General features: G+C 73.1%; 8 protein-coding genes and 1 riboswitch. Of the genes, 5 read left to right on the top strand and 3 right to left on the bottom strand.

From position 1 onward, the window contains the following. Window positions 1-19: 19 nt before the first annotated feature. On the bottom strand, window positions 20-418 hold the full coding sequence (locus tag AC5WRT_RS01245; RefSeq protein WP_496091753.1) for an ArsR/SmtB family transcription factor: 399 nt from the start codon (window positions 416-418) through the stop codon (window positions 20-22). A gap of 115 nt (window positions 419-533) precedes the next feature. Here AC5WRT_RS01245 and AC5WRT_RS01240 point away from each other — a divergent pair, with 115 nt between their 5' ends. Continuing rightward, window positions 534-2,507, top strand: a complete 1,974-nt coding sequence (locus AC5WRT_RS01240) for a heavy metal translocating P-type ATPase (protein ID WP_496099848.1) — start codon at window positions 534-536, stop codon at window positions 2,505-2,507. Between the two features lie 297 nt (window positions 2,508-2,804). Next, a complete protein-coding gene (locus tag AC5WRT_RS01235; RefSeq protein ID WP_496099847.1) occupies window positions 2,805-3,971 on the top strand; it encodes an MFS transporter in 1,167 nt (388 codons plus the stop codon). Between the two features lie 30 nt (window positions 3,972-4,001). Here the strand turns inward: AC5WRT_RS01235 and AC5WRT_RS01230 are convergent, their stop codons facing one another. After that, window positions 4,002-4,493: an inorganic diphosphatase gene (locus tag AC5WRT_RS01230; protein ID WP_496091750.1), complete on the bottom strand. Its 492-nt coding sequence runs from the start codon at window positions 4,491-4,493 to the stop codon at window positions 4,002-4,004. A 219-nt stretch (window positions 4,494-4,712) separates the two neighbouring features. On the opposite strand from AC5WRT_RS01230, the gene AC5WRT_RS01225 reads away from it, so the two are divergent. Beyond that, entirely contained in the window at window positions 4,713-5,117 is a 405-nt protein-coding gene (locus AC5WRT_RS01225) for a DUF3592 domain-containing protein (RefSeq protein ID WP_496091749.1), read from the top strand. Between the two features lie 635 nt (window positions 5,118-5,752). Here AC5WRT_RS01225 and AC5WRT_RS01220 read toward each other — a convergent pair. Next, window positions 5,753-8,230: an N-acetylmuramoyl-L-alanine amidase gene (locus AC5WRT_RS01220; protein ID WP_496099846.1), complete on the bottom strand. Its 2,478-nt coding sequence runs from the start codon at window positions 8,228-8,230 to the stop codon at window positions 5,753-5,755. A gap of 257 nt (window positions 8,231-8,487) precedes the next feature. Next, window positions 8,488-8,662, top strand: a riboswitch (M-box (ykoK) riboswitch). Window positions 8,663-8,965: 303 nt separating this feature from the next. On the opposite strand from AC5WRT_RS01220, the gene AC5WRT_RS01215 reads away from it, so the two are divergent. Further along, complete coding sequence (locus AC5WRT_RS01215) at window positions 8,966-10,312, top strand: magnesium transporter MgtE N-terminal domain-containing protein (protein ID WP_496091747.1); 1,347 nt, start codon at window positions 8,966-8,968, stop codon at window positions 10,310-10,312. Then, complete coding sequence (locus AC5WRT_RS01210; protein ID WP_496091746.1) at window positions 10,309-11,601, top strand: NRAMP family divalent metal transporter; 1,293 nt, start codon at window positions 10,309-10,311, stop codon at window positions 11,599-11,601. Before AC5WRT_RS01215 ends, AC5WRT_RS01210 begins: the two co-directional genes overlap by 4 nt. The last annotated feature ends 194 nt before the right edge of the window (window positions 11,602-11,795 follow it).

Genomic DNA, 11,795 nt, shown 5'->3' with positions numbered 1-11,795 from the left:
GGACCGCCGTCCGGCACGCTCACGCGCGCAAAACGGCGGCCTCGTCCGGCTCGCCGGCGGTCACGGCGGTGTCGGTCAGGCCGAGGCGGAGATGCTCGACGTGGTAGATGGCCTGGTCGATGAGCTCGGCGACATGGTTGTCGTACAGGGAGTACACCACCGAGCGGCCCTTCCGGGTGCCGACGACCAGTCCGAGGTTGCGCAGCAGGCGCAACTGGTGGGAGCAGGCGGACTGTTCCATGCCGACCTCGACGGCCAGCTCGGTCGCGGGCAGGGAGCCTTCGCGCAGGCGGGCGAGGATGAGCAGCCGTGAGGGGGTCGCCAGCGCCTGGAGGGTGGTGGCGACCTTGGCGGCGCTGTCGGCGTCCAGAGGCCTGCGCGGGACGCTTCCGGCGGGCGGTGCGGCTCCATGACCCATGCGTCCATCGTACGGCACCACCCATGAACACATGAACGTCTCTTCATCCGTTCCTGCTACGGTGGTGGGGTCTGACCCGACCGCGACCACCCGAACGGTGAAGGACCCCCTGCCGATGTCGTCGACACTCACCCGCCCGGCGCAGCCCCGGGCCGCGCGAGAGACCGTGGCGCCCCGGCGCCGTACCCGCGTCCTCGCGCTGCCCGAGGCGCGCTGGGCCGCCGCGGCGCTGGTGCTGTTCCTGATCGCGCTGCCGCTGCATCTGGCCGGGGCGCCGGCCTGGACGTGGGGTCCGCTGTTCGCGGCCGTCTACGCCACCGGCGGCTGGGAGCCGGGCTGGGCGGGCCTTCAGGCGCTGCGCGAGAAGACCCTGGACGTCGACCTGCTGATGGTGGTCGCCGCACTCGGGGCGGCGGCGATCGGGCAGGTCCTGGACGGTGCGCTGCTGATCGTCATCTTCGCCACCTCCGGCGCCCTGGAGGCGGTCGCCACCGCCCGCACCGCCGACTCCGTACGTGGCCTGCTCGACCTCGCCCCGGCCACGGCCACCCGGCTCGCGGACGACGGAACCGAGGAGACTGTCCCCACCGAGCGGCTCGCGGCGGGCGACGTCATCCTGGTGCGGCCCGGTGAGCGCATCGGCGCCGACGGCCGCGTGCTGGAGGGGGCCGGCGAGGTCGACCAGGCCACCATCACCGGTGAGCCGCTGCCGGTGGCGAAGGAGGCCGGGGACGAGGTGTTCGCCGGCACCCTCAACGGCACCGGCGCCCTGCGGGTGAAGGTCGAGCGGGACCCGTCCGACTCGGTCATCGCCCGGATCGTGGCCATGGTCGAGGAAGCATCCCAGACCAAAGCACCGACTCAGCTGTTCATCGAGAGGGTCGAACAGCGCTACTCGCTCGCCATGGTCGCGGCCACGGTGGTCCTGTTCGCGCTGCCGCTGCTGTTCGGCGCCGATCTGCGGTCCACGCTGCTCCGCGCCATGACGTTCATGATCGTCGCCTCTCCGTGCGCGGTGGTCCTCGCCACCATGCCGCCGCTGCTGTCCGCGATCGCCAACGCCGGCCGCCATGGTGTGCTGGTCAAATCGGCCGTGGTCATGGAACGCCTCGGACAGGTCGACGCCGTGGTGCTGGACAAGACGGGGACCCTGACCGAGGGCACGCCGAGGGTGACGGACATCCGCCCGCTGGCCGCCTCCGGGCTGACGCAGGACGACGTGCTGCGGCTGGCGGCTGCGGCCGAGCACCCCAGCGAGCACCCGCTGGCGCGCGCGATCGTGGACGCCGCCCGCTCCCGCGGTCTGGACATCCCGTCGGTGGAAGATTTCGTCTCCACGCCGGGCGCAGGGGTGAGCGCGACGGTGGAGGGCTGCGCCGTCGCGGTCGGCAGCCCCACCCGCATCCTGGACGATCCCGCCGGTCACGCGGCCGTCGCCGTGGCCACCGGCCTGGAGCAGGAGGGCCGCACCGCCGTGCTGGTCACCCTCGACGGCACCCCGGTGGGCGTGCTGGGCATCGCCGACCGGCTGCGCGCGGAGGCCGCCGCCACCGTCGCCGCCCTGGCCAGGCTGACCGGTACCGCACCCGTGCTGGCCACCGGCGACAATTCCCGCGCGGCGGCCCGGCTCGCCGCCGAGGTCGGCATCGCCGACGTCCGCGCCGGTCTCCTCCCGCAGGACAAGGTCACCGCGGTGCGGGAGCTGGAGCAGGCCGGACGGAAGGTGCTGGTGGTCGGTGACGGCGTCAACGACGCCCCCGCACTCGCCGCCGCCCACACCGGTGTCGCGATGGGCCGCGCGGGCTCCGACCTCGCCCTGGAGACCGCCGACGCGGTCGTGGTGCGCGACGAACTGGCCACCATCCCCGCGGTCGTACGCCTCTCCCGCCGGGCGCGCCGCCTGGTCGTGCAGAACCTGGTGATCGCCGCGGTGTTCATCACCGGTCTGGTCCTCTGGGATCTCGCCGGCACCCTGCCGCTGCCGCTCGGCGTCGCGGGACACGAGGGCTCCACGGTCGTCGTCGGCCTCAACGGCCTGCGGCTGCTGGCCGACGCGGCGTGGCGGCGCTCGGGGTCGGAGCGGGCCTGACGACGGTCTCGACGTACGCGGTGGATGCGCAGAAGGTGGTGGGTGGTGGGCGTCCACGGACCGGGAGGCAGCGGTGACAAGGCTCCACAGGGAGATCGTGCGCCGGGAGCACATGGCGGACCCGCCGGTCGCGACCGTCGTCGCCGGACACCGAGGACCGCGTTCGTTCGACCGGGGCGACTCCCGTCGGGGGCGGGGAGAAGGCGTGAACCGGCTCCGGGTGGTGCCGGCGTGAGGCCGGAGTCGTCCGGGGAGCCGGTCCCCTCCGGGAAGCGGGCGGCGGACCGGGCGGCGCGTATGGGACCCTGGCGGTTCGTGGTCTGGTTCGGGACCGTCAGCCTGCTCGCCGACTTCGTGTACGAGGGCGCCCGCTCGATCACCGGCCCGCTGCTGGCGTCCCTGGGCGCGTCCGCGCTGGTGGTCGGTGTCGTCACCGGTGCCGGTGAGGCGGCGGCGCTCGGCCTGCGGCTGGTGTCCGGTCCGCTGGCGGACCGTACCCGCCGCTTCTGGGGCCTGGCGATCGCCGGATACGCCCTGACGGTCGTGTCCGTGCCGCTGCTGGGCGTGGCGGGGGCGCTGTGGGCGGCCTGCGCGCTGGTGGTCGCCGAGCGGGTCGGCAAGGCCGTGCGCTCCCCGGCCAAGGACACGATGCTGTCGCACGCCACCGCCGCCACCGGGCGGGGCCGCGGCTTCGCCGTGCACGAGGCGCTGGACCAGATCGGCGCCCTGGTCGGTCCCCTGCTGGTGGCCGGCGTGCTCGCGCTGACCGGGAACGACTACGGCCCCGCGCTCGGCGTGCTCGCCGCCCCCGGCATCGCCGTACTGATCCTCTTGTTCTGGCTGCGGGCCCGCGTCCCGGACCCGGAGGCCTACGAACGCGAGGCGGAAGCCGCCGCGACCGCGCCGCCCGCGCGGGACGGGCGGTTGCCACGGGCGTTCTGGACCTACGCCGGGTTCACCGCGGCCACCACGGCCGGTCTCGCGACCTTCGGCGTGCTCTCCTTCCACCTGGTCGAGCGGCATCTGCTGGGTGCCGCGTGGGTGCCTGTGCTGTACGCGGCGGCGATGGCCGTGGACGCCGTGGCCGCGCTGGCCACGGGATGGCTCTACGACCGGTACGGCCCACGGGTGCTCGTCGCGCTGCCGGTGCTGACGGCGGTCGTCGTGGTCCTGTCCTTCGCCGACACGCTCGCCGTCGCGGTCGCCGGCTCGCTCGTGTGGGGCGCGGTCATGGGCATCCAGGAGTCCACCCTGCGCGCCACGGTCGCGGACCTCGTGCCCAGCGGCCGCCGGGCGACCGCGTACGGCCTGTTCGCCGGCGTCGTGGGCGCGGCGAGCCTTGCGGGCGGCGCGCTCACCGGGGGCCTGTACGGCTACTCGATCACCGTACTGATCGAGGTGGTCGTCGCCGTCCAGGTCCTCGCGGTGGTGCTGCTGGCGGTGACGGGGGCCATGCGGCGCTGAGACGGGCCCCGCGGGGAGCGCGGGCCTCGCTCAGTCGTGTCCGCCCCGGGCGGCGCGGGCGCGGGAGGCGTCGATCTCCGCGTAGGCCGCGTCCCGGCCCTCCCAGTGGGAGCCCTCGACGGACTTGCCGGGTTCGAGGTCCTTGTAGACCTCGAAGAAATGGGTGATCTCCAGCCGGTCGAACCCGGAGATGTCACCGATGTCCTGCACATGGCTGTAGCGGGGGTCGTGGGCGGGGACGCACAGCACCTTCTCGTCGGGGCCGTGCTCGTCCTTCATGCAGAACATTCCGACCGCCCGGCACTCGACGGTGCAGCCCGGGAACGTGGGCTCGCCCGTCAGGACGAGCGCGTCCAGCGGGTCGCCGTCGCGGCCGAGGGTGCCGTCGATGTAGCCGTAGTCGGCCGGGTACTTGGTGGAGGTGAACAGCAGCCGGTCCAGACGGATGCGATGCAGCTCGTGGTCCATCTCGTACTTGTTGCGGGAACCCTGGGGGATCTCCACGGTCACAACGAACTCCATCACGGTCTCCTTGCCTCGACGTCGTGGTCCGCGATGGGCCCGGCCCTGCCGGGGCGCCCTTCCAGTGTGCGCCTCGCTGCGCCCCGGGCCAGTCCACGGGCACCGGAACCGTCCGCATCCGTCCTTCGCGACGTCCGCCGAGCGGCGGCCGGCGCCGGGCGCGCGGCGAACGGCCCGCCCGGTGTCGCGCGGTTTCCCGGGGTGCGCTATAGATGCCCCATGGTGTGGATGTCGGTGACGGCGGGGGTGCTCCTGGCATCGCTCGTCACCCTTGTGCGCGAACTGCGAAAGAATGTGACGCTACGTCAGATCCGCCCGACGGCACTGGAGCTGGCGGCCGAGGTGGTCGACAACAGCGCCACCGCGAGCGGGAGGCCGGGCGCGTACTTCCTCACGCCGGTCGTCCGCTACTCCATCGACGGAAAACGCTACGAGGCCGAGATCGTCAACGCGCCGTACGGCCGTCCCGCCCCGGCCGGTTCCTCGATGACCGTCCTCGTCTCCCCGGACAGCCCCTACAGTCCGATGGACCCCCACGGCGGCCTGGGCGCCACCCTGCGCGGCGCCCTCGTCACCGCCGGGCTGAGCACCCTGCTCCTCGTCTGGCAGCTCGCCGTGAGCTGAGTCAGGCCGTGAGGCGGGTCAGCGGGGTGCCGGCCACCAGGTCGCCGATCACCGCTGTCCCACGGGGGCGGCCGGCCACGGGGCCCGCGCGGCCTCGATCCGCTGGACGTGCACGAAGACCGTGTGGTCGGCCGCGGGATGCTCCGGATCCAGGTCACCGGCGCTCGGGCGCAGTGGCCCGCCTCGGGCGCCGCCGGCCGGCCCGCGAAGTCCCGGCGCAACGCCGCCGGTTCGGTGCCGCCGGCGCACATGAGCGGTACGACGACGTCCGGGACGTCGGCCCAGCTCCGCATCCGGACCGGCAGGTGGTCCGATCGCCCTCCGCCCACCAGTCGGGGTGCACGAGCAACTCCGGGAGCCGGGTCGGCGCCGACGCGGAGGAAGACCACCGCCTCGTAGACCACCTCGTGTTCTCCGGTGTCGGCGATCTCGAGCAGCCGCGCGACCGTACGCAGCGTCTCCGCCTTGTCGGCCGTCCTGAGGATCGGCTGCGCATAGGAGTCGGACATGAGGGCCGGTCTGCCGCCCGACGGCCCCCGGCCACCGGGCACCGACGAGCCTGATGGACGCGGAGTCGGCGGGCCCGCCGGTCCGGCCCTGCGGGGGAACCGCGGGCCGGAACGGCGGGTGGTGGGTCAGCCGATGGTCGCGATGCCGTCGGTGGTGATCGTGGGCCGGCCCGAGGTGCCGACCACGACGATCTTCAGGGTGTGTTTGCCGGAACTGGACCAGCTCTTCGTCCAGATCGCCTGCCGGTACAGGGTGGTCGAGGACTTCAGGTCGACCTCGGTGACCTTGGTGCCGTCGACGTAGACGTACGCCTGGCCGGAGCTGGACGCCCGCGAGACGATCCACGCCACCGAGCGGCCGGTGAAGGTCCAGCTGATCGAGGCCCCGGCGGACGACGAACTGTAGGAGTAGCCGCCCAGGTAGCTGGTGCTGCTCCTGTGGGTCCAGCTGCCGGTACGGGTGGTGGAGGTCTCCTGGAGGATCGACGGCGTCCGGTAGACGGTGGCACCGTGGCTGTTGCCGGCCACGTCGTACGCCTTCAGCGCGAACAGGTCCGAGGCGCCGGGCTTGGCGCCGGTCTTCCAGGACGTCGTGGTCGGTCCGAAGGTCGCCGAGGACGGCGCGGTCGCCGTGACCTTGGCCAGCGCCGCGTTGTCGGCGGCCTTCCAGGTCACCGTGACCGGGACCGACGTCGAACTCACCGTTCCGGTGCGCGTCTTCACAGCCGGTGAGGTCGGGAAGGTGGGTGCGGTGGTGTCGCCGACCAGGGTCGCCGAGCCGGACAGGGTGGTCGAGCCGCGGACGTGCGTGGCACGGACCTGCACGGTGTGGGTGCCCGCGGCGACCGACACCGAGGCGGAACGGGCGGAACCGGAGGTGTGCGCCACGGCCTTGCCGTCGACCAGCACGTCGAAGCCGGAGATCACCTGCGACGGTGTGGTGGTCGTCCAGCTGACCGTGGCCGCGCCCTTGGTGTAGTAGCTCGTACCGGACTTGACCGCCCCGCCGGACACACCGGTGACGGTGACGGCACCGACCGGACCGGCCGCGTAGGAGCGGACCGTGCTCAGGGCGTTGTAGAGCTGGTTGCCGGGGCAGTCGGTGGCGAAGCCGTTGCGGTGCCCGGAGACCACGTTGAACTTGTAGCTCGTGCCCAGGGTGAAGCCGTAGCTGTCGGAGGCGCCCTCGGGCAGGGTGGCGGTACCGGTGCCCGGGTTCACCCCGGTCATGCCGAACTTCCAGGCCGCGAGCCTGGCGATGGACCCCAGCATCGCCCGGCTCGGCGTGGCCCCGGCGAAGGCGCTGGCCGTGGAGTCGCCGCCGCTGAGGTCGGTGTACGTGCCGATGGCGGCCACACCCATGCTGTTGGTGTTGAAGCCGTACGTCTGCGCGCCGACCACCGGCAGCGCCATCCCGCCGAAACGGCCCTCGAAGACGGTGCCGCACTTGTCGACCAGGAAGTTGTAACCGAGGTCGCGCCAGCCCTGGTTGAGGTGCTCGGCATAGATGCCCCGCACGATCGCCGGGGAGTCGGAGCAGGAGTAGGCGTTCGTGGTGTCCGTGTGGTGGACGAACATCACCTTCACGGCCGAGCCGTACAACGGGTAACCCGACTCCCGGGCACACTCGTCCGCGCCCCAGCCGGCCCGGGTGACCACGGTCGGCGGCGCCACCGTCGAGGTGGTCGCGGCCGGCATCGGGTCCGGTGGCACCGGCGACGCCGATGCCGAGGGGCCGGCCGAGGAGGACGGGCAGGACGGGTACGCCTGGTCCATGGTCGGCAGCTGGCTCGGCCAGGACGTCGGCGAGGCGCTGGGTGAGGTGGAGGTGGTGTTCGTGGCCGTGGGGCCCGCGGAGTCCGTCGCCGTGGCAGTGCCGGTCGGCGTGGCGGTGCCGGTGGCCGTCGCCGTGTCGGTCGGGGTGACGCCGTCCGTGGCGGTCGCCGTGCCGGTCGCGGTGGCCGTGTCCGTCGGCGTGGCGGTGTCGGTCGCGCTCGCCGTGTCGGTGGCCGTCGCGTCCATGGCGTAGGCGGCCGGGGCCATGCCGGGGCCCGTGGTGCCGGTACCCGTGTCGGCCTTGCCCGGGTCGATCAGGTCCACCCGCAGCCCCGCGGGCAGCGCGGCCGTGCGGTGCGCGCCTGCCGCGCGGACCTGGATGCCGTTGGACGGCCCCGCCCACATCGGCGCCATTCCGCCGCGCACACCGGGACGGCTCAGCTCGGCCGGGTCGGGGATGTCGTCGGGCTGCTGCATCTTCAGCCACGGCGTCCAGTGGCCGTCCGCCGCGGAACGGGTGCGTACCTCCACCGTGCCGCGCAGGGAGGTGCGGGCGCCGGTCCAGGTCACGCCCACCATGCTGAACGGTGCCGTGGACCGGGCGCCCAGCGTCTTCAGTGACGCGTTCGACCCGGTCAGGGGCAGCGAGCGCACATGCGTCCTGACCGGTCCCCGCGCCGCCGCGGCCCCGGAACCGGTGACCTGCCCGGCCACCGCGACGGCCGCCACCGCAAGGCCGCCGCCCGCGACGACGGCGCCCAAGGCCACCCAGGCGCGCTTCTTGAGCCCGGACGGACGCGCTCGCCGCCCTCTGTATGCAGTTCTCATGCCCCACCCTGAGGAAACGTGGCATCACCGGCCACAAGTCGAACGGAGGGAACCGCGTGACACGCCCCGGCCGGCCCATGACCGGCGGACCGCCACGCCGTCCCAAGACACTCAGCGCATCACGCGTCCCATTCGTTTCCCCTCGGCCCGCACGCCACCGAGGCGGAGACGGTCACGGTCCCGTAGGTGCGGGGTCAAGCGCCGGTCATGGATTGGGAGGGCGGGTCGGCGGGGGCGTATCGTTGACCCGGTTTGACGAGACACCTCGTTCGGTGAGGCGTCTTCACGGACACAGGCCACTGATCCCACCCGTCGAGAGACGCTCCGGATCAGGACAGGTCTCCCCGGCCCAAGGGGTGACCCCAAGTGGCTTCCCCGCGACCGCGGGGACACGCCGTGGAGTGCCAAAGCTCTGACGAGTTGGGGTGCGCCGGGTTCACTCCCGGCTGCCCCTGCCGCAGGGCCGCAGCGTCGAGCGCGGCCGGGATCGGGAGGAGGCGAGCATGGACAGTAGTCCGGGCCATAGTCGGCCCCTTTCCGTGTCGTCCTCGCCGTCCCTGCGCGGCCCGGGGCAGCCCGCCCTCTCCCACTGACCTGTCCAGCCGTACGGCACGTGACAGGCACAGCCGTGCCTGCCGCAGGTGCGTGCCCGGGGGGAGTCCGCCGCCTCGGCCGCCCGATGTCCCGTCATGCCGGGGCAAGGGGGTGTTCATCCTGTCCGTCAACACTCTGCTCATGTCGACCTCGGCCCGTCTGCGCGACCGCCGGGTCACCCTGGAACGCCGCGCCACCGCCTCCAAGGCGGTCCGCAGCTCCCTCGTCTCGCTGGCCGGCCTGATCGGCGGGCCGGTCACCAACCAGGCCGGCGAAGAGGTCGGCCGCGTGGCCGACGTGGTCGCCCGGCTCTACGGCGAGGAACCGTATCCGCCGGTCACCGGGCTGATCCTGCGGATCGGGCGCCGACGTACCTTCCTTGCCGCGGACGCCCTCGGCAAGGTGCACGCGGGACACGTACGGCTGCGCACCGCACGGATCGACATGCGGGACTTCTCCCGGCGCCCGGGCGAGGCGCTGCTCGCCCGGGACGTCCTCGACCACCAACTCGTCGACGTGGACGGCGTCCAGGTCACCCGCGCCGCCGACCTGTACCTGGCGCCGCTGGTCGACAAGGTGGTGCTGGTCGGCGTCGACGTCTCCCTGCCCACGCTGCTGCGCCGGCTCGGCCCGCGTCGCTGGCAGGCCCGGCCCACCCCGGAGCGGGTGCTGGACTGGCAGGCCGTCGCCCCGTTCGGCGAGCAGGCCACCGAAGGACCGGCGGAGGTGCGCCTGCGCGCCTCGCGGACCGCGCTGCACCGGCTGCGCCCCGCCGACCTCGCCGACATCCTCGAAGACCTCGGCCGCAGCGAGCGACAGCAACTGCTGGGCTGGCTGGAGCCGGAGCAGGCGGCCGACGCGCTGGAGGAGATGGAACCGGCCGAACTGGAGAACCTGCTGCGGGAGGCCGCACCGGACCACGCCGCACGTCTGATCGACGAGATGGAGCCCGACGAGGCCACCGACGCCCTGCGCGACCTCACCCGTGAGGAGCGCGAGGCGCTGTTGCGTCGTATGCCGACCGGTGAGGCGGCGGAGCTGCGCCGTCTGCTGACGCACCGGGAGGGCACGGCGGGCGGCGCCATGACCACCCTTCTGGTCACCGCCCGCCGGGACGAGACCGTCGCCGTGGTGCGGGGCCGGCTGGCCGAGCAGGCCGAGCACCGCACCGAGATCGACGCCGTCGCCGTGGTGGACGAGCAGGACCGGCTGCTGTGCGACGTCGGGCTGTTCGACCTGGCGGTGGCCGAGGACACGTCGCCGGTGGCCGACCTGGTGTCCTGGCTGGCCCAGTTCGGGCCGCCCGTCAGCGTGCGCGCGGACACCCCGCTCGCCGAGGCCGCCGACCAGTTGGTCGCCGCCCGCGCCTCCTCCCTGCTGGTGGTCGACGACAGTGACCGCCCGATCGGCCGGATCCTGGCCGACGACCTGCTCGACGCGATGCTGCCCGAACGCGGGCGCCTGCACTTCAGGAGGTTCTTGCAGTGACCCGCGACCTCGACACCGCCACCGCGCCGACGGCCACGGGCCGCCCCGTCCGCCGTACCGGCTGGCGGCGCATCACCCTGGTCGCGGCGATCGCGGGCCCCGGGCTGGTCGCCGCGAACGCGGGCAACGACGCCGCCGGCATCGCCACCTACGCCTCGGCCGGCTCCCAGTTCACGTACGGCACCCTGTTCTTCATGGTGCTGGTCACCGTCGCCCTGGTGATGGTGCAGGAGATGGCCGTACGCCTCGGCGCCCACACCGGCAAGGGCCTCGGTGCGCTGATCCGCGAACAGTTCAGCCTCCGTCTGACCGCGCTCGCCGTCTTCTGCCTGCTGCTGGCCAACACGGGCCTGGTGGTCAGCGAGTTCGCCGGCATCGGCGCGGCCTTCGAACTCCTCGGCGTGCCCAAGTGGGCGGTCATCCCGCCGGCGGCGATCCTGCTGTGGGCGTTGGTGCTGTTCGGCTCCTACCACTGGGCCGAACGCATCTTCCTCCTCATGTCCCTGGCCTTCTTCGCCTACCCCGTCGCGATGATCCTCGGCCACCCCGACTGGGGAGCCGTCGGCCACCACCTGATCGTCCCGCACATGGAGCCGAACAAGAGCTTCATCCTGCTCGCGGTCGCCCTGATCGGTACGACGGTCAGCCCGTACATGCAGTTCTACGCGGCGGCCGGCGTCGTCGATCGCGGCGCCAAGCCCGCCGACTACCCGCTCATCCGCGCCGACGCGATCCTCGGCGCGGTCTTCGCCTGCGTCATCAGCCTGACCATCATCGTCGCCACGGCCTCCGCGATCGGCGGCAGCGGCCCGCTCGACTCCGCCGCCCAGGCCGCCGAGGCCCTCAGGCCGGTCGCCGGCCAGAACGCCGAACTTCTTTTCGCCGTCGGCCTGATCGGCGCCTCCGCCCTGGCCGGAGCGGTCGTCCCGCTGTCCGCCAGCTACGCCATCGGGGAAGCCGCAGGAGTGGAACGCTCGGTGTCGCGCAGCTTCCGGGACGCCCCCCTGTTCCTGGGTCTGTTCACCGCGCAGATCATCCTGGGCGCCGCGGTGGCGATGACCCCGGTCGACGTCATCCAGCTGCTGATCGGCACCCAGGTACTGCAGGGCCTGATCAGCCCGATCGTCCTGGTCTACCTGCTCGTCCTCACCAACCGCCGCTCCGTCCTCGGCCCCGCCGCCAACGGCCCCCGCTACCGGGCGGCCGCCACGGTCGTGGTCGTCGGCGTCGCCTGCATGTCGACGATCCTGCTGATCCAGACTGTTCTGGGCTGGTTCGGCCTGGCCTGACCCGGCCGGCACGCCACCGGGCTCACGCGGCACCGGTCCCGGCCGCACCCGGCGCTCCCATCGGCCCAGGAACGCTCCTCATCACTCGTCTGCGCTGCTGAAGACGACGAGGAGCGGCCGACCACCGAGGCTTGGACCTGACACGAACGTACGGCACGCCGCTGTGCCGGGAACCGTCCGGGCAGACGGGGCTG

The organism is Streptomyces sp. NTD91 (assembly GCF_059510455.1).
Note: the sequence above shows the minus strand (reverse complement) of the source record. Positions and strands in the feature narration are given on the sequence as shown.